This is a genomic window from Roseomonas sp. TF40, from assembly GCF_057219975.1.
Genome location: NZ_JBXVVR010000002.1, coordinates 247,121 through 270,202, shown reverse-complemented (window position 1 = coordinate 270,202; position 23,082 = coordinate 247,121). Strand labels below are relative to the sequence as shown.

Annotated in this window: 24 protein-coding genes; 13 read left to right on the top strand and 11 right to left on the bottom strand. The window is 72.7% G+C overall.

Annotated elements, in window-relative coordinates; translation table 11 throughout:
* Positions 1 to 6: 6 nt before the first annotated feature.
* The gene (locus AC2D9U_RS07340) at positions 7 to 2,550 is read right to left on the bottom strand and encodes a DNA translocase FtsK (RefSeq protein ID WP_484747740.1); all 2,544 of its coding nucleotides are present in this window, start codon (positions 2,548 to 2,550) and stop codon (positions 7 to 9) included.
* A 217-nt stretch (positions 2,551 to 2,767) separates the two neighbouring features.
* Here AC2D9U_RS07340 and AC2D9U_RS07335 point away from each other — a divergent pair, with 217 nt between their 5' ends.
* From AC2D9U_RS07335 to lpxK, 3 genes are all read left to right on the top strand, one after another.
* Positions 2,768 to 3,454: a lysophospholipid acyltransferase family protein gene (locus AC2D9U_RS07335; RefSeq protein ID WP_484747738.1), complete on the top strand. Its 687-nt coding sequence runs from the start codon at positions 2,768 to 2,770 to the stop codon at positions 3,452 to 3,454.
* On the top strand, positions 3,451 to 4,731 hold the full coding sequence (locus AC2D9U_RS07330) for a 3-deoxy-D-manno-octulosonic acid transferase (protein ID WP_484747737.1): 1,281 nt from the start codon (positions 3,451 to 3,453) through the stop codon (positions 4,729 to 4,731). The genes AC2D9U_RS07335 and AC2D9U_RS07330 overlap by 4 nt, the downstream gene beginning before the upstream one ends.
* A gap of 181 nt (positions 4,732 to 4,912) precedes the next feature.
* Positions 4,913 to 5,899 carry a tetraacyldisaccharide 4'-kinase gene (gene lpxK, locus AC2D9U_RS07325; protein ID WP_484748364.1) on the top strand — a complete coding sequence of 329 codons (987 nt, stop codon included), beginning with the start codon at positions 4,913 to 4,915 and terminating at the stop codon, positions 5,897 to 5,899.
* Positions 5,900 to 5,916: 17 nt separating this feature from the next.
* Here the strand turns inward: lpxK and AC2D9U_RS07320 are convergent, their stop codons facing one another.
* Positions 5,917 to 6,906 carry a Bug family tripartite tricarboxylate transporter substrate binding protein gene (locus AC2D9U_RS07320; protein ID WP_484747736.1) on the bottom strand — a complete coding sequence of 330 codons (990 nt, stop codon included), beginning with the start codon at positions 6,904 to 6,906 and terminating at the stop codon, positions 5,917 to 5,919.
* Positions 6,907 to 6,980: 74 nt separating this feature from the next.
* Between AC2D9U_RS07320 and AC2D9U_RS07315 the strand changes: the two genes are divergently transcribed.
* The 5 genes from AC2D9U_RS07315 to AC2D9U_RS07295 all read left to right on the top strand — a co-directional run bounded on the left by AC2D9U_RS07315 (position 6,981) and on the right by AC2D9U_RS07295 (position 12,650).
* Positions 6,981 to 8,033, top strand: coding sequence for an NAD/NADP octopine/nopaline dehydrogenase family protein (locus tag AC2D9U_RS07315; protein ID WP_484747734.1), 1,053 nt, complete (start codon positions 6,981 to 6,983; stop codon positions 8,031 to 8,033).
* Between the two features lie 53 nt (positions 8,034 to 8,086).
* Positions 8,087 to 9,058: a Bug family tripartite tricarboxylate transporter substrate binding protein gene (locus AC2D9U_RS07310; RefSeq protein WP_484747733.1), complete on the top strand. Its 972-nt coding sequence runs from the start codon at positions 8,087 to 8,089 to the stop codon at positions 9,056 to 9,058.
* Between the two features lie 178 nt (positions 9,059 to 9,236).
* A complete protein-coding gene (locus AC2D9U_RS07305) occupies positions 9,237 to 10,097 on the top strand; it encodes a metalloregulator ArsR/SmtB family transcription factor (RefSeq protein ID WP_484747731.1) in 861 nt (286 codons plus the stop codon).
* Entirely contained in the window at positions 10,094 to 11,137 is a 1,044-nt protein-coding gene (locus AC2D9U_RS07300; protein ID WP_484747729.1) for an ArsJ-associated glyceraldehyde-3-phosphate dehydrogenase, read from the top strand. Before AC2D9U_RS07305 ends, AC2D9U_RS07300 begins: the two co-directional genes overlap by 4 nt.
* Before the next feature lie 145 nt (positions 11,138 to 11,282).
* Positions 11,283 to 12,650 (top strand): MFS transporter, encoded by a 1,368-nt coding sequence (locus tag AC2D9U_RS07295; RefSeq protein WP_484747727.1) that lies wholly within the window; start codon positions 11,283 to 11,285, stop codon positions 12,648 to 12,650.
* Here the strand turns inward: AC2D9U_RS07295 and AC2D9U_RS07290 are convergent.
* From AC2D9U_RS07290 to AC2D9U_RS07280, 3 genes are read right to left on the bottom strand one after another with little or no spacing between them, the layout of a single operon-like run.
* A complete protein-coding gene (locus AC2D9U_RS07290) occupies positions 12,620 to 13,522 on the bottom strand; it encodes a hypothetical protein (RefSeq protein WP_484747725.1) in 903 nt (300 codons plus the stop codon). The genes AC2D9U_RS07295 and AC2D9U_RS07290 overlap by 31 nt on opposite strands.
* Positions 13,515 to 13,853: a heme-degrading protein HmuQ gene (gene hmuQ / locus AC2D9U_RS07285; protein ID WP_484747724.1), complete on the bottom strand. Its 339-nt coding sequence runs from the start codon at positions 13,851 to 13,853 to the stop codon at positions 13,515 to 13,517. The genes AC2D9U_RS07290 and hmuQ overlap by 8 nt, the downstream gene beginning before the upstream one ends.
* Before the next feature lie 12 nt (positions 13,854 to 13,865).
* Positions 13,866 to 14,966: an ABC transporter ATP-binding protein gene (locus tag AC2D9U_RS07280; RefSeq protein WP_484747722.1), complete on the bottom strand. Its 1,101-nt coding sequence runs from the start codon at positions 14,964 to 14,966 to the stop codon at positions 13,866 to 13,868.
* A 133-nt stretch (positions 14,967 to 15,099) separates the two neighbouring features.
* On the opposite strand from AC2D9U_RS07280, the gene AC2D9U_RS07275 reads away from it, so the two are divergent.
* Positions 15,100 to 16,233 (top strand): NAD(P)/FAD-dependent oxidoreductase, encoded by a 1,134-nt coding sequence (locus AC2D9U_RS07275; RefSeq protein WP_484747720.1) that lies wholly within the window; start codon positions 15,100 to 15,102, stop codon positions 16,231 to 16,233.
* Positions 16,234 to 16,235: 2 nt separating this feature from the next.
* On the top strand, positions 16,236 to 17,240 hold the full coding sequence (locus AC2D9U_RS07270) for a threonine ammonia-lyase (RefSeq protein WP_484747719.1): 1,005 nt from the start codon (positions 16,236 to 16,238) through the stop codon (positions 17,238 to 17,240).
* Positions 17,241 to 17,282: 42 nt separating this feature from the next.
* On the opposite strand, the gene AC2D9U_RS07265 is transcribed toward AC2D9U_RS07270, so the two are convergent.
* Genes AC2D9U_RS07265 through AC2D9U_RS07255 form a run of 3 tightly spaced genes read right to left on the bottom strand, consistent with a single transcriptional unit; the run spans position 17,283 to position 19,229 of the window.
* Positions 17,283 to 18,272: a Bug family tripartite tricarboxylate transporter substrate binding protein gene (locus AC2D9U_RS07265; protein WP_484747717.1), complete on the bottom strand. Its 990-nt coding sequence runs from the start codon at positions 18,270 to 18,272 to the stop codon at positions 17,283 to 17,285.
* A 54-nt stretch (positions 18,273 to 18,326) separates the two neighbouring features.
* Complete coding sequence (locus AC2D9U_RS07260; protein ID WP_484747715.1) at positions 18,327 to 18,557, bottom strand: hypothetical protein; 231 nt, start codon at positions 18,555 to 18,557, stop codon at positions 18,327 to 18,329.
* Positions 18,558 to 18,569: 12 nt separating this feature from the next.
* Positions 18,570 to 19,229: a dienelactone hydrolase family protein gene (locus tag AC2D9U_RS07255; protein WP_484747713.1), complete on the bottom strand. Its 660-nt coding sequence runs from the start codon at positions 19,227 to 19,229 to the stop codon at positions 18,570 to 18,572.
* Between the two features lie 42 nt (positions 19,230 to 19,271).
* On the opposite strand from AC2D9U_RS07255, the gene AC2D9U_RS07250 reads away from it, so the two are divergent.
* The 3 genes from AC2D9U_RS07250 to AC2D9U_RS07240 all read left to right on the top strand — a co-directional run bounded on the left by AC2D9U_RS07250 (position 19,272) and on the right by AC2D9U_RS07240 (position 21,106).
* Positions 19,272 to 19,448, top strand: a complete 177-nt coding sequence (locus AC2D9U_RS07250; RefSeq protein ID WP_484747712.1) for a DUF4169 family protein — start codon at positions 19,272 to 19,274, stop codon at positions 19,446 to 19,448.
* Positions 19,449 to 19,541: 93 nt separating this feature from the next.
* A complete protein-coding gene (locus AC2D9U_RS07245; protein ID WP_484747711.1) occupies positions 19,542 to 19,898 on the top strand; it encodes a YciI family protein in 357 nt (118 codons plus the stop codon).
* On the top strand, positions 19,895 to 21,106 hold the full coding sequence (locus AC2D9U_RS07240) for a DUF6596 domain-containing protein (RefSeq protein WP_484747709.1): 1,212 nt from the start codon (positions 19,895 to 19,897) through the stop codon (positions 21,104 to 21,106). The genes AC2D9U_RS07245 and AC2D9U_RS07240 overlap by 4 nt, the downstream gene beginning before the upstream one ends.
* A gap of 83 nt (positions 21,107 to 21,189) precedes the next feature.
* Here the strand turns inward: AC2D9U_RS07240 and AC2D9U_RS07235 are convergent, their stop codons facing one another.
* From AC2D9U_RS07235 to pdxA, 3 genes are read right to left on the bottom strand one after another with little or no spacing between them, the layout of a single operon-like run.
* Positions 21,190 to 21,921 carry a pyridoxine 5'-phosphate synthase gene (locus tag AC2D9U_RS07235; protein WP_484747708.1) on the bottom strand — a complete coding sequence of 244 codons (732 nt, stop codon included), beginning with the start codon at positions 21,919 to 21,921 and terminating at the stop codon, positions 21,190 to 21,192.
* Positions 21,918 to 22,097, bottom strand: a complete 180-nt coding sequence (locus AC2D9U_RS07230) for a hypothetical protein (protein WP_484747707.1) — start codon at positions 22,095 to 22,097, stop codon at positions 21,918 to 21,920. Before AC2D9U_RS07230 ends, AC2D9U_RS07235 begins: the two co-directional genes overlap by 4 nt.
* Complete coding sequence (gene pdxA / locus AC2D9U_RS07225; RefSeq protein WP_484747705.1) at positions 22,094 to 23,077, bottom strand: 4-hydroxythreonine-4-phosphate dehydrogenase PdxA; 984 nt, start codon at positions 23,075 to 23,077, stop codon at positions 22,094 to 22,096. Before pdxA ends, AC2D9U_RS07230 begins: the two co-directional genes overlap by 4 nt.
* Positions 23,078 to 23,082: the final 5 nt, after the last annotated feature.

Here is a 23,082-nt window from a genome sequence, read left to right as displayed (position 1 = left end):
GGCGCGCTACTCCCGCCCCCCTGGCGCCAGCACCTCGCGCTTGCCGACATGGTTCGCGGCACCCACCACGCCGTTCTTCTCCATCTGCTCGATGAGCTTGGCGGCGCGGTTGTAGCCGATGTTGAGGTGGCGCTGGACGAAGCTCGTGCTCGCCTTGCGCTCATGCGTCACCAGCGCCACCGCTTGGTCATAGAGCGAGGCCTCGGCATCGGTGTTGCCGCCCAGCACGCCCGAGGCCAAGCCCTCGGCCGTGTCCTCATCCACCTCGGTGACCTCTTCCACATAGTGCGGCTCACCCTGCTCGCGCAGGAAGGCCACCACATCCTCCACCTCCTGGTCGGAGACGAAGGGTCCGTGCACGCGAGAGATCCGCCCGCCGCCGGCCATGTGCAGCATGTCGCCCTGGCCGAGCAATTGTTCCGCGCCCATCTCACCCAGGATCGTGCGGCTGTCGATCTTCGAGGTCACCTGGAAGGAGATGCGCGTGGGGAAGTTCGCCTTGATGGTGCCGGTGATGACATCCACCGAAGGCCGCTGGGTCGCCATCACCACATGGATGCCCGCCGCGCGCGCCATCTGCGCGAGCCGCTGCACCGCGGCCTCGATATCCTTGCCCGCCACCATCATCAGGTCCGCCACCTCGTCGATGATCACGACGATCATCGGCAGCGGCTCGAGCGTCAGCGGCTGGTCCTCGAAGAGCGGCTTGTTCGTCTCCGGGTCGAAGCCCACCTGCACGCGCCGCGTCAGCACCTCGCCCTTCGCGCGCGCGGCAATCGCCTTCTCGTTGTAGCCGGCGATGTTGCGCACGCCCAATTGCGACATGGCGCGATAGCGGCGCTCCATCTCGCGCACCGTCCATTTCAGCGCGCCGATCGCCTTGGGCGGTTCCGTCACCACCGGTGCCAGCAGGTGTGGGATGCGGTCATAGACCGACAATTCCAGCATCTTCGGATCGATCATGATGAAGCGGCAGTCGTCCGGGCTGAGCCGGTAGAGCAGCGACAGGATCATGGTGTTGATCGCCACCGACTTGCCCGAACCGGTGGTGCCCGCGATCAGCAGATGCGGCATGCGCGCGAGGTCGGCGATCACCGGCGCGCCGCCGATATCCTTGCCGAGCGCGATGTTCAGCTTGCCCGGATGCTTCACCCAATCCTCGGCGCCGAGCAGCTCGCTCAGCAGCACCGTCTCGCGCTTCGCGTTGGGCATCTCGATGCCGATGACGTTGCGCCCGGGGACGGTGGCGATGCGCACCGCCGTCACGCTCATCGAGCGCGCGATGTCGTCCGCGAGGCCGATGACGCGCGCGGATTTCGTGCCCGGCGCGGGCTCCAGCTCATAGAGCGTCACCACCGGGCCCGGGCGGATCTCATTGATGCGCCCGCGCACGCCGTAATCGTCGAGCACCGTCTCCAGCATGCGTGCATTGCCCTGCAACGCATCCTCGGAGGGGCCGACGGCGCGGCGCGTGGGGGCGGCGGCGAGCAGCGAGAGCGGCGGGAAGCGCCAGGTGCCGTCGGGCAGCGGCAGGCTGCCCTGGCGCGCGGCGTCTGCCGGCTTGGGCGGCGCGCTGCGCTCGGCCACGCGCGGCTGCGTGGTCTTGCCCGGCTTGGCGGGCGGCGTCGGCGTGGCGACGAAGGGCGCAGGCGCAGGCGCAGGCGCGGGGGGCGGTGCCTCCTCCGCCGTGCCGAAGCGCGGTTCCTGGCGGCGGATCACCGCGCCGGGGGCGGGACCTTCGCCGGCGGCTTCATCGGCCTTGCGCAGGATCTCGGCCAGCGGCGTCTCGGCCGGGCGGCGGCGGCGGAACACCCCCGCCAGGGCCCGGAAGGGCCAGGTGGCGGCGCGCGAGATCAGGCCCGGCGGCACCTGTTCGCCCACCCGGCGCGCGCCCGAGGCCGTGGCGCGCGCGGCGCCGAGGGTGGCCTGCCCGGCGCCCGCGGCGGCGCTCACGGCCGCGCTGCCGGCCAGCTTCCCGGCCCGGCGCCACTCGCCCAGGCTCAGCCCCAGCGCGACGAAGGTGAGCACGAGCGTGAGCAGCCCCAGTGCCAGATGCGCGATGCCCGCCCCCACCGGGCCCAGCAGCCCCTCCAGGACGCTGAGCACGCCCTCTGCCACGGCGGGACCCGCGGCGCCGCCAGCCCCGGCCGCCGCGGGAGCGCCGCCGGGCAGCGGCAGCAGGCTCAGCGTCGCCGCCAGCAGCGGCAGCGCGGCCAGGAGGCAGGCGAGGCGCAGCGCGAAGGGGGCGAGGCCCTTGTGCATGCCCAGCCGCCAGGCCCAGCCGAACAGGCAGGCCACGGGCAATGCCGTGGCGAAGCCGAAGCCCTGCAGCATGATGTCGGCCACCAGCGCGCCCGGCGCGCCGAGGATGTTGCTGGGCTCGCGCGCCGTCGCCGTGGAGAAAGAGGGATCGGCCGGATTGTAGCTGGCCAGCGCCAGGGCCACGACGAGGCCGAAGGAGACGAGCGCCAGCGCCAGCAACTCGCCGAGGCGGCGCCTGATCGCGGCCTTCACGGCCGGCGAGGCGAAGCGGCGGCCGACCGCGGCCATCCTGCCTCCGCCCGAAGCTGTCTCGACGGTGCGCGCCATGATTCCTCGGGATCTTCACACAGGCCGGGAGTTCTACACGGGAAGCCCCTCGAATTCCACGCTTCCGATTGGCGGGGCATGCGGCGGGTGAAGCGGGGGCCGCGGCGCGCGCGGGGGGCCACGTTCCGCGCCGCGCTCGGGCGTGCTACCGCCGCCCCATGGCCTCTTCCGGCTTCCGATGCGCCGCCTGATCCGGCACCCGACCGTCCAGGCCGGGCTGGCCTGGATGTTGGGCGCCTACATCGCGCTGGTGGTCCGCACCACCCGCTGGCGGCTGGAGGGCGCGGGCCCGGCGCTGGCGGTGATCGGCGCGGGGCAGCCGCTGATCCTGGCCTTCTGGCATGAGCGCCTGCCCCTGCTGCCGGCGCTCTTTCCCCTCGCCAACGCGGCCGAGCCGCTTGTGGCGCGGCTCACCCCGCGCGTGCTGGTCAGCCAACACCGCGATGGCCGCTTCATCGGCGCGGCCGTGGCGCGCTTCGGCGTGCGGATGGTCTATGGCTCCTCCCGCCGCGGCGGTGGGCCGGCGCTGGTCGAGCTGCTGCGCCTGCTGCGCGCGGGCGACCCGGTGCTGATCACCCCGGATGGCCCGCGCGGCCCACGCCGGGTCGCGGCGGCGGGGGTGGCGCAGCTTGCCGCGCTCTCCGGCGCACCGGTGGTGGCGGTGGGGGCGGCGAGCACGCGCCACCGCCTGTTGCCCTCCTGGGACCGGATGATGCTGCCGCTGCCCTTCGGTCGCGGCGTGCTGGCGGTGGGCGCGCCCATCGCCGTCGCGCGCGGCGAGGCCGAGGCCGCGCTGCCGGGAATCGCCGCCGCCATCGATGCCGCGACGGCAGCCGCCGACGCCGCCTGCGGGCTGGCGCCTTGAGCTTCGCCGGCAGCATCCTCGCCGGCCTCGCCACGGCGCTGGCGCCGCTGCTGCGCGTGCATCTGCGCCGGCGCGCGGGCCGCGGCAAGGAAATCCCCGCCCGGCTGGCGGAGCGCGAGGGCTTCGGCGCCGCCCGCCCGCCCGGCCCGCTCTTCTGGCTGCACGCCGCCAGCGTGGGGGAGACGCAGTCCGCCCTGCCGGTGCTGGCCGCCCTGGCGGCACGCGCGCCGGCGCTGTGCTTCCTGGTCACCACCGGCACCGTCGCCTCGGCCGAGCTGCTCGCCCAGCGCCTGCCGCCCGACCTCGCCGCGCGCGTGACGCACCGCTTCCTCCCGCTCGACGTGCCGGCCTGGGTGGCGCGCTTCCTCGATGCCTGGCGCCCCGATGCCGGCGCCTTCGTGGAGAGCGAGCTCTGGCCCAATCTGCTCGCCGCCGCGCGCGCGCGCGGCTTGCCGCTCGCCTTGCTGAACGGGCGCGTCAGCCCGCGCAGCTTCGCCCGGCGCCGCTGGCTGCCTGCCCTGACCCGCGAGGGCCTCGACGCCTTCCGCCTGGTGCTGGCGCGCAGCGCGGCGGATCAGGCGCGGCTGGTCGCACTCGGCGCGCCGGGGGCGCTGTGCTGGGGCGACCTCAAGGCCGCGGCGCCCCCCCTGCCGGCCGATCCGGCGGCGCTGGCGCGGCTGCGCGCGAGCATCGGCGACCGCCCCGTCTTCCTCGCCGCCAGCACCCATCCGGGGGAGGAGACGCTGGTGCTGGCCGCGCATCAGCGGCTGGTCGCCGCCTTCCCCAACCTGCTGACCGTGCTCGTCCCCCGCCACCCGCCGCGCGGCGCGGCGCTGGCGGAGGAGGCGCAGGCGGCAGGGTTTGGCGTGGCGCGGCGCCAGGCGGGCGGGGCGCCGGCGCCGGGCGTGGCGGTCTATGTCGCGGACACGATCGGCGAGCTCGGCCTGTTCTACCGCCTGGCCGGCGTGGCGCTGGTCGGCGGCTCGCTGGTGCCGCATGGCGGGCAGAACCCGCTGGAGGCGGCGCGGCTGGGCTGCCCGATCCTGCTCGGCCCGCATGCCTGGAATTTCGAGGAGCCGGTCGCCCGGCTGCGCGAGGCCGGCGGGCTGATGCCGGTGGCCGCCGAGTCCGCCGCGCTGGCGGAGGGGGTGCGGGCCGTGCTAACGAATGAAGATTGCGCGCGGGGCCTGCGGGAGGCCGCCGCCAGCGTGGCCGATGGTCAGGCCGATCTGCCGGACCGGGTGGCCGCAGCACTTCTAGAGCAATATCCGATCTGACTGAATCAGTCAGATCGGATATTGCTCTAGAATCAATATTTTATAGAGCACGAGATCCGTCCAAGAGGACGGATCGTGCTCTGGGCCTGATGCCGCCTGTGCAGGCGGATCGGGCGGGTTGAGGGGTCGGGGCGGCTGCCGACAGGGCGGGCGCCCCCTTGTTGGAGCAGAACGAGCGTTGATACGAGCACCCGGATTCTGGTCCGGCAGCGGGGGGCTCATGCCCCTGTTGCTGTCGCCGATCTCGGCCCTTTATGCGGGCGCGACGGCGCGGCGCATGGCGCAGCCCGGCTGGCAGGCGCCCGTGCCGGTGATCTGCTGCGGCAACGCCACGGCGGGCGGGGCGGGCAAGACCACGGTGGCGCTCGACCTCGGCCAGCGCCTGGCGGATCGCGGCATCGCGGCGCATTTCCTGCTTCGGGGCTATGGCGGCCGGCTCAGCGGGCCGACCCGCGTCGATCCCGCGGCGCATGACAGCACCGCCGTGGGCGATGAGGCGCTGCTGCTGGCCGAGCGCCGGCCCACCTGGGTCTCGGCCGATCGCCGGGCCGGCGGGCAGGCGGCGGTGGCGGCCGGCGCCCAGGCCATCGTGATGGATGACGGGCTGCAGAATCCGGGGCTCGAGAAGGACCTGTCGCTGCTGGTGGTGGATGGCGGCTATGGCTTCGGCAATGGCCGGATCATCCCCGCCGGCCCGCTGCGCGAGCCTGTGGCCGCCGCCGCCGCGCGCTGCCGCGCCGCGGTGCTGATCGGCGAGGATGAGGCCGGCGTGCTGGGCCAACTCCCGCCCAACCTGCCGGTGCTGCGCGCCCGGCTGGTGGCCGGGCCGGAGGCCGCGATGCTGGCGGGCCAGCCGGTCTTCGCCTTCTGCGGCATCGCCAGCCCGCGCAAATTCTTCGCCACGTTGCAGGAGGCCGGGGCGATCCTGGCCGGGCGCGAGAGCTTCGCCGACCACTACCCCTTCGATGAGGGCGACATGCAGGCGCTGCTGGCGCAGGCGGAATCGCTGCGGGCGCTGCCGGTGACGACGAAGAAGGATTTCGTGCGCATCCCGCCGCAATTCCGTTCCCGCGTCACGGTGGTGACGGTGCGCCTCGCCTGGGAGGAACCGGCGGCGATCGAGAGCCTGCTGGACCCGCTCGCCGCCCGCGTGCCCATCCCAGCCTGAAGAAGCTGCGTCGGGCCTCAGTTCACCCGCGCACCGGAAATCCGCACCAGCTCCGCATGGCTGGCGATCTCGGATTGCAGGAAGGTGGCGAGCCGCTCGGGCGTGCCGCCGCCATCCAGCGCCATGCCGGCCGCTTCCAGCCGGGCGCGCGCCTCGGGATCGGCCAGGATCTCATTCGCCAGCGCATTGAGCCGGGCGACCATCGCCGGCTCCGCGCCGCGCGGCAGCATCAGGCAGAACCAGGTGCCGAAAGCGAGGCCGGGCATGCCAAGCTCGGCCGCCGTCGGCACATCGGGCATCTGCGGCACGCGCTGCTCGGCCAGCACGGCGATCGCGCGCGCGCGCCCGCCCGCGACCAAGGGCTGCGCGCCGGTGATCAGGTTGAACATCGCCTGGATGCGCCCCGAGATCAGGTCCGTCGTCGCCGCCGCCGGCGCGGTATAGGGCACATGCGTCAGCTGCGTGCCGGTGCGCGAGGCGAACAGCTCCGCCGCCAGATGCATGGAGGATCCATTGCCGGTGGTGCCGTGGTTGATCGCGCCGGGGTTGGCGCGGGCGAAGGCGGCGAAATCGGCCAGGCTGCGGGCCGGGAAGTCGTTGTTCACGATCAGGATGTTGGGCACCGAGCCGAGCAGGATCACGGGGGCGAAGTCGCGCTGCGGGTCGAAGGGCATGTCGGCATACATGGCCGGGTTGGTCGCCATGGTGCCGGCCCAGGTCCAGAGGATGGTGTAGCCATCCGGCGCCGAGCGGGCGGCGGCGGCGGCGCCGACATTGCCTGCCGCGCCGCCGCGATTCTCGATGATCACGCGCTGCGACAGGCGCTTCTCCATCTCCTGGGCGAAGATGCGGGCGAGCGCATCGGCGGTGCCGGCCCCGCCCGGGGCGGGCACGATCATGCGCACCGGCCGGTTCGGCCAGCCCGCCACCTGCGCCCCGGCGGGGCTGGCGGCGGCGGCGCCCGTGGCGGCGGCGGTGGCGAGCAGCAGGCGGCGGGTGAGCGTCATGCGGGGTCCCCTGGTCGCTTGGAAGGTCCAGGCTACGCTATCCTGGCAGCGGAACCAACGCGAAGGAGCAGGCGATGCGGTTGAGCGTGCTGGGCGCCGGGGCCATCGGCCCGGCTGCGGCGGCGCTGGCGGCGTCGCGCGGGCATGAGGTCTCGCTCTGGTCGCCCTCGGGCGCGGGCACGGCGGGGTTGGGCGGCGTGCTGCAGGCCGAGGGCGCGCTGGCCGGCGCCTTCCCGCTCCGCGTCGCCCAGAGCCTGGAAGACGCGCTGCGCGGTGCCGATGCGGCGCTGCTCGCCGTGCCCGCCTATGCCTTCCCGGCCCTGCTGCCGCGCATCGCCGCCGCCGCGCCGCCGGGCCTGATCCTGATGATCGCCCCCGCTTCCTCCCTCGCCCCGCTGGCCTTCGAGGCGCTGCGCGCCGCGATGGGCCGGCGCGCGCCGGTGGGCGGGCTGGCCACCACGCCGCTGACCGCACGGCGCCTCGCGCCCGACCGCGTGCGCATCCCGGCGCTGCGGGCGGCGGTGGATGTGGCTGCCGTGCCGGCCGCCGCGGCGCCCGAGGTCGCCGCCCTGGCCACCGCCCTGTTCGGCCATGCCAGCCCCATCGCCCCCGACGTGCTGCAACCGGCGCTCGCCAATGCCAACCCGATCTTCCATGCCGGCCTCGCCCTGGTGAATGCCAGCCGCATCGAGCGCGCCGAGGCCTGGCCGCAATACGCGCTGATGACGCCGCTCACGGCGCGGCTCTTCACCGCGCTGGAGGCCGAGCGGGACGCCCTCGCCGCCGCCTTCGGCCATACCCTGCCCTCCCTGGCCGAGGCGCTGCACCGCGCCAGCGGCGTCAAGCGCGGCCCGCTGCCCGAGATGGGCGCGGCGATCGAGGCCACGGGCCGCTCCGTGAACGGGCCCACCAGCCTCGAGACCCGCTATGTGACGGAGGACGTGCCCTATGGCCTCGCCTTCTACCTCTGGCTGGCGCGCGGCGCGGGGGTGGCGATGCCGCGCACCGAGGCCACGGTCGCGCTGCTTGAGACGCTCTGGGCGCGCGACCTGCGTGCGAACCCGCTGCTCGCCGGGCTCGAGGCGCGGGCCGTGCCGGGGCTGCTGCGCGCGGGGGTGGGCCGTTGACGCCCGCGCGGCCAGCGCGCCACGCTGCCGGACCGATCCGAGAAGGCCGCGCCATGACCCTGACCCGCCGCGCTCTGCTGGCCGCCCCGATGCTCGCCACGCCGCTGGTGGCGCGCGCCCAGGCGCCCTGGTCGCCGGACCGCGCCGTGCGGCTGGTGGTGCCCTTCGCCGCGGGGGGCGGGCAGGATGTGCTCGGCCGGCTCTTCGGCCAGGCGGTGGCGCCGATGGTGGGCCAGAGCATCGTCATCGAGAATCGCGGCGGCGCGGGCGGCGTGCTGGGGGCGGAGGCGGTGGCGCGCGCCGCCCCGGATGGCACGACGCTGCTGCTGGCCACCGCCGGGCAGCTCACCATCGCCAAGGCGGTCGGGCGGCGCCTGCCCTATGACCCGATCGCGGATTTCGCCCCCATCGCCTGGCTGATCGACAGCCCCGTGGCGCTGCTGGTCGCCCCCGATGTGCCGGCGCGCGACGTGGCGGGCGTGCTGGCCTATGCCCGCGCCGCCGCCCAGCCCCTGCCCTATGCCAGCACCGGCACCGGCACGAACACGCATCTGATCATGGAGGATCTGAAGGCGCGCGCCCGGCTGAATGTCGAGCACGTGCCCTATCGCGGCGCGGCGGCGGCCTTCTCGGACCTGCTGGCGTCGCGCATCAAGCTGATGTTCGTCTCCCTGCCCTCGGTGCTGGGCTTCTCGGGCGGGCAGTTGCGGGTGATGGCGGTGACCTCCCGCACCCGCTTCCCGGCCCTGCCCGAGGTGCCGACCATGATCGAGAGCGGCGTGGCGGATTTCGAGGCCTCGATCTGGACCGGCCTTTCCGCCCCGGCCGGCACGCCCGCCCCCATCGTCGAGCGCTGGCGCGCCGCCTTCATCGCCGCCCTGGACAGCGAGGTGGTGAAGCCGCGCCTGGCCAGCCTCGGCGCCCTGCCGCGCGGCGCGGGGCCGGCGGAATTCGGCGCCCTGCTGCGCGAGGACCTCGCGCGCTGGACGGCGGTGGCCGCACCGCTCGCCATCAGCCTGGATTGAGCCGCGTAGAGCACGATCCGTCCTCCCGGACGGATCCCGTGCTCCATAACGCGTTGTTTCCAGAGCAAGAAATCCGATCTGACTGGTCGCGGCGCTGCTGCGACGTCAGATCGGATATTGCTCTAGGGTTTCATCGAGACGTCACACCACGCCTCGATGCTTCGACTATAGTGGAAGCATGGAAACCGAGGATGCCGCCTTCGCCTTCGCCGCGCTCGGCCAGCCCACCCGGCTGGAGCTGCTGCGCCGGCTGATCGCGGCCGGGCCGAACGGCCTGCCGGCCGGGGAGGTCGCCCATCGGCTGGGCGTGCCGCCCTCCACCCTCTCCTTCCACCTGCGGGCGCTGGAGCAGGCGGGGCTGATCGCACCGACCCGCCAGGGCCGCAGCCTGGTCTATGCCGCGCAGTTCCTGCGGCTGCGCGCGCTGCTCGGCTTCCTCGCCGAATCCTGCTGCGGCGGCGAGCCGGCGCGCTGCGGCGACATTGCCCGATTGCTCGACAGTCTCACCGGGAGGACCCCGACCTTGCCGATGCCCGTCTTCAACGTGCTGTTCCTCTGCACGCGCAACTCGGCGCGCTCGATCCTGGCGGAGGCGCTGCTGAACCGCATCGGCGCCGGGCGCTTCGCGGCCTATTCCGCGGGCTCCGACCCGGCGCCCGAGGGCCCGCTGCCGGAGGTGCTGGCGCTGCTGCGCACGCTCGGGCACGACACCTCCCGCCTGCGCTCCAAATCCTGGCAGGAATTCAGCGGCCCCGGCGCGCCGCGCATGGATTTCGTGCTGACGCTCTGCGACACGCTGCAGGGCCAGGCCTGCCCGGATTTCGGCGCCACCACCGTCACCGGCGCCTGGCCGCTGCCCGACCCGGCGAAATTCACCGGCAGCCTGGCGGAGCGCGCGACCCTGCTGAACGAGCTGCATGCCGGGCTGCGCCGGCGGCTCGAGGCCTTCACCAGCCTGCCCTTCGCCGCGCTCGACCGCCTGGCGCTGAAGGCGCGCATCGATGAGCTGGCCGACCCGCATGTGGCGGTGCGGGCATGAAGGTCGGCATCAATGGCATGGGCCGCATCGGCCGGCTCGCGCTGCGCGCGGCGATGGGCGCGGCGGAGCGCCAGCCCGCGGATCCGCGCGCCGGCAACCGGCTGGAGGTCGTGCACCTCAACGAGATCAAGGGCGGCGCGCCGGCCATCGCGCATCTGCTGGAATTCGACAGCGTGCAGGGCCGCTGGCGGGCCGACATCGCGGCCGAGGGCGCGGGCGCGATCCGCATCGGCGCGCGGCGCCTGGGCTATTCCGAGCACGCGACGCCGGGGGCGATTCCCTGGGGCGATCTCGGCGTGGATCTCGTGCTGGAATGCACCGGCAAGTTCCTGACACCCGAGACGATCCAGGGGCACCTCGACCGCGGGGCGAAGCGCGTGATCGTCGCCGCGCCGGTGAAGTTCGACTCCGTGCTCAACATCGTCGTCGGCGTGAACGAGCATCGCTACGATCCGGCGCGCCATCCCATCGTCACCGCCGCCTCCTGCACCACAAACTGCCTCGCCCCCGTGGTGAAGGTGGTGCATGAGGCCATCGGCATCCGGCACGGCCAGATCACCACCATCCACGACCCGACCAACACCAATGTCGTGGTCGATGCGCCGCACAAGGATCTGCGCCGCGCGCGTTCCGCCATGCTCTCCCTGCAGCCGACGACCACGGGCAGCGCCACCGCTATCGCGCTCATCTATCCCGAGCTGAAGGGCAAGCTGAACGGCCATGCGGTGCGCGCGCCGGTGCTTAACGCCTCGCTCACCGATTGCGTCTTCGAGATGCAGCGCGAGACCACGGCCGAGGAGGTGAACGCGCTCTTCGCCGCCGCCGCCGCCGGGCCGCTCGCCGGCATATTGGGCCATGAGACGCGCGCGCTGGTCTCGGCCGATTATGCGCGGGATACGCGGAGTTCGATCGTGGATGCGCTGTCCACGCTGGTGACGGACGGCACGCTGCTGAAGATCTACGCCTGGTACGACAACGAAATGGGCTATGCCTGCCGCATGGTCGACCTCGCCTGCCATATGGAGCGGGTGGGGCTGTGAATTTCAGCATACGAGGTGCCGACCTGCGGCCCGCAGGGCCGAGTGCCCGAAGGGGCGCCGCCGCACCTGCGGCGAAGCCAAGGCGGCCGGATGGCCGCCGCCCGGCGTCTGAGGGGGGCGAAGGTGAAACCTTCGCCCGCTTCCAATGACCCCCGGGGCGCGCAACTACGCCATCGTCACGGCGGCCTATTGGGGCTTCACCCTGACCGATGGCGCGCTGCGCCTGCTGGTGCTGCTGCATTTCTTCCGGCTCGGCTACTCGCCCTTCACGCTCGCGCTGCTGTTCCTGCTCTATGAGGCGGCGGGCATCCTCGCCAACCTCATCGGCGGCTGGCTGGCGACGCGCTTCGGCATCGCGCGGATGCTCGCGGTGGGGCTGGCCACGCAGATCGCGGGCTTCCTGCTGCTCTCGGCCGTCTCGCCGGATTGGGGGGCGGCGCTCTCGGTCGCCTGGGTCGTTGTCGCGCAGGGCGTGTGCGGCGTGGCCAAGGATCTCACCAAGACGGCGAGCAAATCCGCCATCAAGCTGACGCATGAGTCCGCCTTCGGCGGTGCGGTCGATTCACGCCGCAAGGCTTCGCCTTCCGGCGATCGGAGGTATGAGTCCGCCTTCGGCGGTGCGGCCGATTCACGCCTCCAGGCTTCGCCTTCCGGCGATCGGACGCAGGAGGCTGGCTCGGGCACCCTCTTCCGCTGGGTCGCCCTCTTCACCGGCAGCAAGAACGCGATGAAGGGGCTGGGCTTCTTCTTCGGCGGCGTGCTGCTGGAGGCCTTCGGCTTTCGCGGCGCGCTCTGGGCGATGGCGGCGGCGCTGGCGCTGATCCTGCTCGGCGTGTTCGCCACGCTGCCGCCGCTGATGGGCAAGGCGAAGGCCTCGCGCAGCGCGCGCGAATTCCTGGGCAAGAGCCGCGGCGTGAACCTGCTTGCCGCCGCACGGCTCTTCCTGTTCGGCGCGCGCGACGTGTGGTTCGTCGTCGGCCTGCCGGTCTTCCTCTACGCGGCGGGCTGGACCTTCTCGATGGTGGGCGGGTTCCTCGCACTCTGGACCATCGGCTACGGCGTGGTGCAGGCGGCCGCGCCGCGGCTGGTGCGGCCGAGCGCGGATGGGCTCTCGGCGGAGGTGCCGGCGGCGCGGCGCTGGTCGTTGGCGCTGCTGCTGACCACGGCGGGGCTGGCCGCGCTGCTGCTCGCCGGCGCCCCGCGCGCGGATCTCTTCATCCCGCTCGGCCTCTGCCTCTTCGGCATCGTCTTCGCGGTCAATTCCTCGGTGCATTCCTATCTCGTGCTCGCCTATGCGGGCAGCGAGAAGGCGGCCGAGGATGTGGGCTTCTACTACGCCGCCAATGCCGCGGGGCGCTTCATCGGCACGCTCGCCTCCGGTCTGCTCTACGCCATGGGCGGCCTCGGCGCCTGCCTGTTGGGGGCGAGCCTGATGCTCGCCGCCTGCTGGCTGGTGACACTGGCCCTGCCGGCGGGCGCGACTCAGCCGGCCGGCGCCATCACCCGGTCATAGGCCGCCTTGGCGGTGGCAGGGCTGGCGATCACGCCGTGATTCGCCCGGGCATGGTCGATCACGCGGCGGAACTGATCCATCCAGCGCGGCTCGGCGATCGAGGTGTTGTGGAACAGGTAATGCACGAAAAAGGGCCGCCCCGCCGCGCGCGCCTGCGCGACGATGGCATCCCAGACGCGCAGCAGGTTCGCGAGGTCGGTCTTCTCGTTGTAGAGGGTGTTCACCTCCTCCACCGCCCCGCCGCCATCATTGCCGAGGGGCATTTCCAGCACGCGGGAGCGTGTGCCGCGCCCCTCGGGCCAGGTCGGATCCTCGAAGCTGAGATAGCCGCCGCCGGGCGCGACACCGATCCAGTTCGCGTCGCAGCGCGGCTCGCTGTAGCCCGGTGCCGCCGAGAAATCGACATGCAGCCCTTCCTCGTCGAGGATGCGCGTGAGCCAGGCGGGATAGGCGAAATGCCCGCCCTTGTAGGCGCTGGGCGTCACACCCCCGGCCAGCAGCTGATCCTTCCGGGCGCGGATCATCTGGCGCATGTAGGGCTCGGTGATGTGGCCCGTGCCCTGGGCGCGGATCTCCTCATGCGGATGGATCGCGATGCCCGCGCCCTGCGCGACGGCGCTGCGGTAATGTTCCAGGAAAGGCTCCTGGTAGAAGGCGTCGCGATTGTAGGTGCCCGTGTGCACGGCAAGCACATACTGGCCCTCGAGAAAGGGGCCGAGTTCCGCCACCACGCGGCCGAGTTCGTCGGCGCATTGCGCGACCGGCGGCGGGTCCGCGATGAAGTTCCGGTGCGGGCGCATCGGCGCGAAATTCGCCCAGCACACATCGAGCGAGGGCACGAGATAGACCAGCGGCCCGCCCTGCTCAGCCATGCGGCGCTTCCACGCCCGGCGCCGTGATGGTCTGCAGCACGTCGAAGCCCTCGAAGCTCGGCGGGCCGAGCGTGGTGGGCTTGGAGGCACCGGCGCCGGCATGGGCGCGGCGGAACTGCTCCGAGCGCGTCCAGGCCTCGAAAGCTGCGCGTGAGGCCCAGAGCGTGAAGGAGGAGTAGAGGATGTGGTCCGCCGCCTGCGGGCCCTTCAGAAGATGGAAGGTGAGGAAGCCCTCCAGCTCATGCAGATGGCTTTCGCGGGTGAGCCAGGTCTGCTCGAAGGCGGCGGCCTGTTCGGGGATGACGCGGAAGCGGTTGGCGGCGACGAACATCGGCAGGACTTTCTAAAGCACTTTTCCGCTGTCGGGATCGATCAGGTGCATGTGGTTGAGGTCGGCGGCCATCATCATCGGCCGGCCCGGTGCGGCCGCGGTGGTGGGGTCGATGCGGCAGCACACTTCGGCGCCGTCCATCCACAGATGCAGCAGCGTCTCCATGCCCATCGGCTCGATCACCTCGGGGATGATCTCGAATTGCGCGATGTTGCCGCGGTCGAGGTTCCTGGGTTCGGTCAGATGTTCCGGGCGAATGCCCAGCAGCAGCGCGCGCCCGGCATGCGGCGCGTAGCGCGCGGTGCGCTCGGCCGGCACGTCCAGCACGATGCCGTTGGGCAGGTTGAGGCGCAGCGCGCCCGAGGCCTGTTCCAGTCGCACGGGCAGGAAATTCATCGCCGGGCTGCCGATGAAGCCGGCGACGAAGCGCGTCTTCGGGTGGTGATACAGCTCCTGCGGCGGACCCACCTGCTCGATCACGCCGTGATTCATCACCACCACGCGGTCGGCCAGCGTCATCGCCTCGATCTGGTCATGCGTGACATAGACCGTGGTGGTGCGCACCTTCTGGTGCACCTTCTTGATCTCGGTGCGCATCTGCACGCGCAGCTTGGCGTCGAGGTTCGAGAGCGGCTCGTCGAAGAGGAACACCTTGGGGTCGCGCACGATGGCGCGGCCCATCGCCACGCGCTGGCGCTGCCCGCCCGAGAGCGCCTTGGGCTTGCGCTCCAGCAGCGGTTCGATGTCGAGGATGCGCGCGGCGTTCATCACGCGGCGCTTGATCTCCTCCTTCGCGAATTTCCGCAGCGTCAGGCCGAAGGCCATGTTGTCGTAGACCGACATGTGCGGGTAGAGCGCGTAGTTCTGGAACACCATCGCAATGTCCCGGTCGCGCGGCGGGATGTCGTTCACCACCGTGCCGCCGATCGCGATCTCGCCGCCCGTGATCTCCTCCAGCCCCGCGATCATGCGCAGCGTGGTGGATTTGCCGCAGCCGGAAGGGCCGACGAGCACGACGAATTCATGGTCGGCGATCTCGAGGTCGATCCCCTTCACCGCCTGCACGCCGCCCTCATAGGCCTTGACGACCTTGCGGATCGAAACCTGCGCCATCGCTCCCCTTCCACACCCTGTGGTCGTGCCTTGCGGCGCCGGACCTGCTTTTGCGCCAGCATGACGGGCGCCCGGCGCGCGGGCAAGGCGGATGGATTGACCGCGGGCCGCCACCGGCCGAACCATGCGGGCCATGAGCTCAACCGATTTCGACATATTGGTGATCGGGGCCGGCATCGCCGGCGCCACCGCCGCCGCCCATCTCGCCAGCACGGGGCGCCGCGTGGCGCTGATCGAGGCCGAGGAGAGTGCCGGCTACCACAGCACCGGCCGCTCCGCGGCGATCTGGATCCTGAACTACGGCCCGCCCGATGTGCGGATCCTGACCCGCGCCTCACGCGCCTTCTTCGAATCGCCCGGCGAAGGCTTCGCCCCCGCGCCCCTGCTCGCCCCGCGCCCGGTGGTGACCCTCGCCCCCGAGGCCGATCGCGCGAAGCTCGCCACGATGATCGCCGAGGGCGAGGGGATCGAGCCCATCGCGGTGGCCGAGATCGCGGCCCAGGTGGCGCCGCTCAGGCCCGGCTATGCGGCCGCCGCGGCGATCGAGCGCGACGCCTTCGACATCGATGTCGCGGGGCTGCATGCGGGCTTCCTCAAGCAGCTGCGCCAGGCGGGCGGCGTGCTGGCGCTGCGCGCGCGGGCCGGGCGCATCCACCACGCCGCGGGGCGCTGGCAGGCCGAGACGACGGCGGGCGAGACCTTCCGCGCCCCTGTCCTGGTCAACGCCGCCGGCGCCTGGGGCGATGCGGTGGCGGCCATCGCGGGGCTCGCGCCCCTTGGCCTGCAGCCCAAGCGGCGCACCGCGTTGATCGTCGATCCCGGCGCGCATGAGTGCAGCACTTGGCCGCTGCTCGGCGATGTCGGCCATTCCTGGTATGTGCGGCCCGAGGCGCGGCGCAAGCTGATGGTCTCGCCGGCCGACGAGACGGACATGGACCCGCACGACGTGCAGCCCGATGAGCTCGATGTCGCCATCGCCGTGGACCGCATGCAGCAGGCGCTTGATATCCCGGTGCATCGCGTGGAGCATCGCTGGGCGGGGCTGCGCAGCTTCACGCCCGACCGCTCGCTCGCCATCGGCTTCGACCGCGACGCACCCGGCTTCCTGTGGATGATCGGCCAGGGCGGCTACGGCATCCAGACCTCGCCGGCGGCGGGGCGGCTGGTGGCGGGGCTGGTGGCGGGGGCGGTGGATGCGGATCTCGCGCCGGCGGTGCCGCTGCTCGACCCCAACCGGTTTCGGTCGTCGCCCCTTCGAAAGGATTGAGCATGGTGAAGGCGATCCCCCCGCAGGTCTTCGACCGCCTGCCGACGCATGAGGATGTGCTGGCCGCCGCCGCGCGGCTCGCGGGCAAGGTGGTGCACACGCCGATGCTGCGCCATGCGGTGCTGGACCAGCGCACCGGCGGCACCATCCTGGTGAAGCCCGAGCCGCTGCAGCGCACCGGCAGCTTCAAGCTGCGGGGTGCGACCAATGCCGCGCTCTGCCTGCCCGAGGCGGCGCGCGCGGGCGGCGTGGTGACGCATTCCTCGGGCAATCACGGCCAGGCGGTGGCCTGCGCCTCCGCCATGCTCGGCATGCCCGCGCTGATCGCCATGCCGCTGGATGCGCCTGCCATCAAGGTGCAGAGCACGCGTGGCTGGGGGGCGGAGATCACCTTCTTCGACCGCAAGACGATGGATCGCGAGATGCTGGCCGGCCGCCTGGCGCGCGAGCGCGGGGCCACGCTGCTGCCGCCCTTCGACCATCCCGATGTCATCGCCGGCCAGGGCACGCTGGCCCTGGAACTCATCGCCGATGCGCGCGCCGCGGGGCTGACGCTGGATGAGCTGGCGGTGTGCACCGGCGGCGGCGGGCTGATCGCGGGCTGCGCGCTGGCGGTGGAGGGTGCGGCGCCCGGCACGCGCATCCATGCGGTGGAGCCCGAGGGCTGGGACGACACGAAGCGCTCGCTCGCGGCCGGCGAGCGGATCGCCAATGACGGCAAGGGCGAGGGGCTGTGCGATGCGCTGCTGTCGATGCGCCCCGGCGCGCTGACCTTCGCCATCAACCAGCCGCGCCTGGCGGGGGGCGTGGTGGTGACGCCGGCCGAGGTGTTCCGCGCGATGCGCTTCGCCTTCGAGCATCTGAAGATCGTGGCGGAGCCCGGCGGCGCGGTGGCGCTGGCCGCCGTGCTGGCCGGCAAGATCGAGACACGCGGGCGCGTGGTGGGCGTGGTGGTCAGCGGCGGGAATGTCGACCCCGCCGTGTTCCAGCGCGCCTTCGCGGTTTGAAGGAAGGGGGCGCGGGAAGGGATCGCCTTCCCGCGCCTCCCGTCAGTCCAGCGTGGCGCCCGAAAGCTCGACCAGCGTGCGCCACACGCCTTCCTGCTGCGCCATGTAGGTGCCGAAGGCCGCCGGCGAGGGATCGGTGATCGGCTCGAAGCCCAGCGGCATCAGCCGGGCGCGGAAATCATCGCTCATCGCCACCTGGGAGATCACCTCATGCAGCCGCGCCAGCACCGGGGCGGGCGTGCGCGCGGGGGCGCTGACGGCGTACCAGCTCTGCATGTCGATCCCCGCGCCGGGCAGCAGCTCGCGCATCCCCGGCACCTCGCGCAGCTCGGGGACGAAGGTGATGCGCTCGGCGCTGCCGACCGCGAGCGGGCGGAAGCGGCCCTCCCGCACATGCGGCATCAGGGCCGGAATCACGTCGAACATCATGTCGATGCTGCCGGCGAGCAGATCCGTGATGGCCGGCCCGCCGCCGCGATAGGGCACATGGGTGATGTCCATGCCGGCCGCGCGGTTGATGCTGGCCAGCGTCAGGTGGCTGACCGTGCCGGTGCCGGAGGAGCCCATGCTGATCCGCCCCGGCGCCGCCTTCGCCGCCGCGACGAGATCCGCGAAGCTGCGCCAGGGGCGCTGGCTGTTCACCACCAGCAGCACCGTGCCGGTCGACACACGGGTGATGGGGGCCAGGTCGCGCACCGGGTCGAAGGGCATGGAGCGGCGATAGAGGAACTTGTTCGCCGCCAGGATGGTGGCGGTGCCGAGCAGGATGGTGTGGCCATCGGGCTCGGCCTTGGCGACCGCATCGGCGCCGATATTGCCGCCCGCGCCGCCGCGATTGTCGATCACCACGTTCACGCCGAGGATCGGCTGCAGCTTCTCGCCCAGCAGGCGCGCGGTGATGTCCACCGCGCCGCCGGGGGCGAAGGGCACGACGATGCGCAGCGGGCGGCTCGGGAAGGCCTGGGCGGCGCCGGGGCGCGGCAGGGCGAGCAAGGCGGGGGTGGCGAGCAGGGTGCGGCGCAGCAGGGTCATGTTCGTCTCTCCTGGGCAATGACTATCACGGGGGCGGGCGCGGGGCGCCAGGGTTCACTCTTCCCGCTTGCCGCCCACGCTCTCCACCGTCACGGGCAGCGCGCCCGGCGTGGCCGCACCCTCACGCTGGCGGCGCTTGAGCACCAGCGGCACCACGAAGACCACCACCGCCAGCGCGATGATGACGAGGAAAGGGTAGCTCGGATTGTCGCTGCGCGGTGACCAGATCGGGATCATCGCCAGCAGGAACAGGCATACGCCTGTCGTGATGTAGTAGCCGATCATCCGCCCGTGCCCTCAGCCCAGATGCTTCGCCAGGAACGCCAGGCTGCGCGCCTGCGCCACCTGTTGGTCCGGCGCCGAGTAGCTGTCACGCTCATCGCAGCCGAAGCCATGCCCGGCACCCTTGTAGACGAAGATCTCCACCGCCGGCTGGGCGGCGCGGATCGCCTCGATGTCGGAGAGCGGGATGGCGTGGTCGATCTCGCCGAAATGCAGCTGCACGGGGCAATTGGGCGTCTCGGTGCGGGTGCCGGCGATGCCGCCGCCATACCAGCCGACCGCGGCCTTGAAGCTCTTGCTGCGCGTCGCCCCCCACCAGGCGACGGTGCCGCCCCAGCAATAGCCGATGATGCCCCGCGTGGCCCCCTTGGGCAGGGCGGCGGCCGCGGCCTCGACATCCAGCATCTGCCCGGCCTCGGGCACCTGGCCCTTCAGCGTGCGGCCGCGCTGCACGTCATCGGGCGTGTAGCCGAGCTCGGTGCCGCGTGCGACGCGGTCGAACAGCGCGGGCGCCACCACGGCATAGCCCTCGGCGGCGAAGGCGTCGCAGATCCGGCGGATGTTGTTGTTCACCCCGAAGATCTCCTGCACCACCACCAGGGCGCGCTTGGCGTCGGTGGGGCCGGCGGCATAGGCGGCGAAGCGGTGGCCATCGGCGGCGGTCAACTCGATCATCACGGTGTTCCTCGCGGCTGCGCTGCGCGTTACTCTCCCGTCATGGGCGATCCCGTCAACCTCAACAAGGCGCGCAAGGCGGCGGCGAAGCGGGCGGCGGAGGCCGAGGCCGCCGCCAACCGGGTGAAATTCGGCCGGACCAAGGCCGAAAAGCTGGCGGATCGCGCGGCCGAGGCCCGGCGCCTCGCCCTGCTGGAGGGGGCGCGGCGGGAAAAATAACGCCCCCGTCGAAGGCGGGTGTCGAAATCGGCCGGGCTGCCGCGTCGTCAGGGCAGCGGTGTCATCCGGCGCCGCGGTGCAAGGAGCGTGACGATGCAAGCGATGCTGATGATCCACTCGGATGAAGCCGCCTGGGCCCGCCTGCCCGAGGCCGAGGTCGGCCGCATCATGGCCGCCTATGGCGCCTATGCCGAGGCGCTGGCCGCCGCCGGCGTGATGCGCGGAGGCGAGCGGCTGCACGATGCCGCCACCGCCAAGCGCGTGCGCGTCGGCCCTGCCGGCGCCGAGGTGCTGGACGGCCCCTATGCCGAGACGCGCGAGCAGCTCGGCGGCTATTTCCTGATCGAGGTGCCGGACATGCAGGCGGCGGTCGAATGGGCCGCGCGCTGCCCGGGCGCGGCGCATGGCACGGTCGAGGTCCGCCCGATCTGGGAGATGCCCAGGCCGTGAGTGCGGCGGCGCGCGCCGCCGAGCGGGTGGCGCGCGAGGGCTATGGCCGTCTGCTCGCCTTCCTGATGGCGCGCGGGCAGCCGATGGCGGCGGCGGAGGACGCGCTGGCGGATGCCTTCGCCGCCGCGCTGGCGACCTGGCCGAATGAGGGCGTGCCCGAGCGGCCGGAGGCCTGGCTGCTCACCGCCGCGCGCCGGCGCCTGACCGACCAGCACCGCCGCCGCGCCACGGCAGCCGCCGCGCTGCCCACGCTGCGCCTCGCCGCCGGGGAGGAGGGGGTGGAGGCCGAGGAAGGCGACCGCCTGCCCGACCACCGGTTGGCCCTGCTGCTGGCCTGCGCCGGCCCGGCTGTGGAACCCGCCGCGCGCGCGGCCCTGATGCTCCAGACCGTGCTCGGGCTGGATGCCGCGCGCATCGCCGGCGCTTACCTGATGACGCCCGCCGCGATGTCGCAGCGGCTGGTCCGTGCCAAGCGCCGCATCGCGGAGAGCGGCGCCGCCTTCGCCCTGCCGGGACGCGAGGCCCTGGAAGAGGGCCTGCCCGCCGTGCTCGGCGCGATCTATGCCGCCTACACGGCGGGCGCCACCGACCCCGCCGATGGCGGCGCCCTGGCGGGCGAGGCGCTGTGGCTGGCGCGCATCGTCGCCGCCCTGGCGCCGGACCAGCCGGAGGCCGCGGGACTCGCCGCGCTGCTGCTGCATCTCGAGGCGCGCCGCCCCGCCGCGCGCGATGCCGCCGGGCGCTATGTGCCGCTCTCGGCGCAGGACATGGCGCGCTGGGACCATCCGATGCAGGCGGAGGCCGAGGCGCTGCTCGCCGGCGCCTTCACCAGGGGCGCGCCCGGCCGCTACCAATGGGAGGCCGCGGTGCAATCGGTGCATGCGGCGCGGCGCGTCACCGGCGTGACCGATTGGGGCGCGATCCTGCTGTTCTATGACGCGCTGCTGGCGGCCACGGCCAGCCCCGTGGTGGCGGTGAACCGCGCCGTGGCGCTGGCCGAGCGGGCCGGGGCGGCGGCCGGGCTGGCGGCGCTGCGCGACGCGGCGGCGGATGCGCGGCTCGAGGGCTACCAGCCCTATTGGGCGGCCCTGGCTTCGCTCGCGGCGCGGCTGGGCGATGCCGAGACCGCGCAGGCGGCGCGGCGACGGGCGGCGGGGCTTTCGACGGACCCCGCCGTGCGGGATTTCCTGCTCGAATCGCCGAAGTGACCCTTCACCCTGCTGGTCGGTTCTTGCGCCTGCCGAAGGCGGGCGAGCGGCCGAATGGCCGCGCCCGGCGCGTGAGGGCGCCTTCAAGCCCTACGCGCGGTGGCGATGATGGCTCGCATCTTCCGCACGGCGCCGGGCAGGCTGTCGAAGATCGCCTGGCCCACCAGGAAATGACCGATCGAGACCTCGGTGACCTCCGGCATGGCGGCGATGGGCGGCAGGTTCTCATAGGTCAGGCCGTGCCCGGCATGGCAGAGCAGCCCCTCGGCCACCGCCACGCGGGCGCCTTCCTTCAGCCGGGCCAGCAAGGGCGCGCGGGCTTCGGGCGCGGCATCGGCATAGGTGCCGGTGTGGAGTTCCACCGCCGCGGCGCCGATGCGCGCACAGGCGGCGATCTGCGCCGGATCGGCCTCGACGAAGACCGACACACGGATACCGGCGTCGCGCAGCGTGCGGACCTTCTTCGCGAAATCCTCGCCGGCGCGAATCACGTCGAGCCCGCCTTCGGTGGTCAGTTCCGCACGCTTCTCGGGCACCAGGCAGCAGTAGGGGGGCGCGATCCGCCGCGCGATCGCCACCATCTCCTCGGTCGCGGCCATCTCGAAATTGAGGGGGGCGGCGATCTCGGCGCGGATGCGTTCCACGTCGCGGTCGCGGATGTGGCGGCGATCCTCGCGCAGATGCACGGTGATGCCATCCGCGCCGGCCTCGATGCAGGCGCGCGCGGCCTCGGTCGGATCGGGGAAGGTGCCGCCGCGGGCGTTGCGGATGGTGGCGACGTGATCGACGTTGATCGAGAGGTCGAGGTGCTTCATTTTGTGTGCACGAAGGTTTCACCTTCGTGCCCCTCAAACGCGTCGTGCCGAAGGCACGCCCAAGGCGTGACGCGCCGCGCATCCGCGCGGCTTGGCTTCGCGGCATAAGCCGCGGCGCCCATTCGGGCGCTCGGCCCTTCGGGCCGCAGGTCGGAATTCTTCTGTGAGGCGATCATCCGGCGATTTCCTTCGCACGGGTTGCGGCGATCTCGGCGGCCATGCGCAGGGCCGCGACCAGGCTGCCCGGATCGGCGCGGTCCTGGCCGGCGATGTCCAGCGCCGTGCCGTGGTCCGGGCTGGTGCGCACGATGGCGAGGCCGAGCGTGACGTTCACCCCGCCATCCATGTCGATGGTCTTCACCGGGATCAGCGCCTGGTCGTGATACATGCACAGCGCGCAGTCATAGGTGGCGCGTGCGCGCGGGGTGAACATTGTGTCCGCCGGCAGCGGGCCGCGCGCGGCGATGCCCTGCGCGACAAGCTGCGCGATGGCCGGGGCGACGATGGCGTCGTCCTCCTGCCCCATCGTGCCGGCCTCGCCCGCATGGGGGTTGAGGCCCGCGATGGCGAGGCGCGGGCGGGCGATGCCGAAATCGCGCCGCAGCGCCTCGGCCACGATCTGCCCGTGTTCGACGATGCTCGCGGTGTCGAGCCTGGCGATGGCGTCGCGCAGCGCGAGGTGCACCGTCACCGGCACCACCCGCAGCCCCGGGCAGGCCAGCAGCATCACCGGCGGGCGGCCGAGGCCGGCGAGCACGCCGAGGAACTCGGTGTGGCCCGGATGCGGGAAGCCGATGGCGGTGAGCACGGATTTCTGGATCGGGTTGGTGACCACGCCCGCCGCGCGCCCCGCGCGTGCGAAGGCCACCGCCTGCTCGATGGAGGCCACCACCGCCGGCGCGTTGCGCGGGTCGAGCCGCCCGGGCGTGACGGGGGCCGGCAGGCGCAGCGGCAGCACCGGCAGATGCGTGGCGAAGGCGGCGGCGGCCTGTTCGGGGGCGTCGATCTCGGCCACCGGCACGCCCGCAAGCTGCGCCGGGTCGCCGATCAGGAAGAAGGGGGGGCCGGCGCGATGCACGGCGCGCCAGGCCTTGGCCGCGATCTCGGCGCCGATGCCGGCGGGCTCGCCCATCGTCAGGGCCAGGGGAAGGGTCATGCGGG

Coding starts and splice junctions, on each gene's coding strand:
- AC2D9U_RS07340 (WP_484747740.1), bottom strand. CDS start 2,550: ATGGCCGCGGTCGGCCGCCGCTTCGCCTCGCCGGCCGTGAAGGCCGCG.
- AC2D9U_RS07335 (WP_484747738.1), top strand. CDS start 2,768: ATGCGCCGCCTGATCCGGCACCCGACCGTCCAGGCCGGGCTGGCCTGG.
- AC2D9U_RS07320 (WP_484747736.1), bottom strand. CDS start 6,906: ATGACGCTCACCCGCCGCCTGCTGCTCGCCACCGCCGCCGCCACGGGC.
- AC2D9U_RS07315 (WP_484747734.1), top strand. CDS start 6,981: ATGCGGTTGAGCGTGCTGGGCGCCGGGGCCATCGGCCCGGCTGCGGCG.
- AC2D9U_RS07310 (WP_484747733.1), top strand. CDS start 8,087: ATGACCCTGACCCGCCGCGCTCTGCTGGCCGCCCCGATGCTCGCCACG.
- AC2D9U_RS07305 (WP_484747731.1), top strand. CDS start 9,237: ATGGAAACCGAGGATGCCGCCTTCGCCTTCGCCGCGCTCGGCCAGCCC.
- AC2D9U_RS07300 (WP_484747729.1), top strand. CDS start 10,094: ATGAAGGTCGGCATCAATGGCATGGGCCGCATCGGCCGGCTCGCGCTG.
- AC2D9U_RS07295 (WP_484747727.1), top strand. CDS start 11,283: ATGACCCCCGGGGCGCGCAACTACGCCATCGTCACGGCGGCCTATTGG.
- AC2D9U_RS07290 (WP_484747725.1), bottom strand. CDS start 13,522: ATGGCTGAGCAGGGCGGGCCGCTGGTCTATCTCGTGCCCTCGCTCGAT.
- hmuQ (WP_484747724.1), bottom strand. CDS start 13,853: ATGTTCGTCGCCGCCAACCGCTTCCGCGTCATCCCCGAACAGGCCGCC.
- AC2D9U_RS07280 (WP_484747722.1), bottom strand. CDS start 14,966: ATGGCGCAGGTTTCGATCCGCAAGGTCGTCAAGGCCTATGAGGGCGGC.
- AC2D9U_RS07275 (WP_484747720.1), top strand. CDS start 15,100: ATGAGCTCAACCGATTTCGACATATTGGTGATCGGGGCCGGCATCGCC.
- AC2D9U_RS07270 (WP_484747719.1), top strand. CDS start 16,236: ATGGTGAAGGCGATCCCCCCGCAGGTCTTCGACCGCCTGCCGACGCAT.
- AC2D9U_RS07265 (WP_484747717.1), bottom strand. CDS start 18,272: ATGACCCTGCTGCGCCGCACCCTGCTCGCCACCCCCGCCTTGCTCGCC.
- AC2D9U_RS07260 (WP_484747715.1), bottom strand. CDS start 18,557: ATGATCGGCTACTACATCACGACAGGCGTATGCCTGTTCCTGCTGGCG.
- AC2D9U_RS07255 (WP_484747713.1), bottom strand. CDS start 19,229: ATGATCGAGTTGACCGCCGCCGATGGCCACCGCTTCGCCGCCTATGCC.
- AC2D9U_RS07250 (WP_484747712.1), top strand. CDS start 19,272: ATGGGCGATCCCGTCAACCTCAACAAGGCGCGCAAGGCGGCGGCGAAG.
- AC2D9U_RS07245 (WP_484747711.1), top strand. CDS start 19,542: ATGCAAGCGATGCTGATGATCCACTCGGATGAAGCCGCCTGGGCCCGC.
- AC2D9U_RS07235 (WP_484747708.1), bottom strand. CDS start 21,921: ATGAAGCACCTCGACCTCTCGATCAACGTCGATCACGTCGCCACCATC.
- AC2D9U_RS07230 (WP_484747707.1), bottom strand. CDS start 22,097: ATGATCGCCTCACAGAAGAATTCCGACCTGCGGCCCGAAGGGCCGAGC.
- pdxA (WP_484747705.1), bottom strand. CDS start 23,077: ATGACCCTTCCCCTGGCCCTGACGATGGGCGAGCCCGCCGGCATCGGC.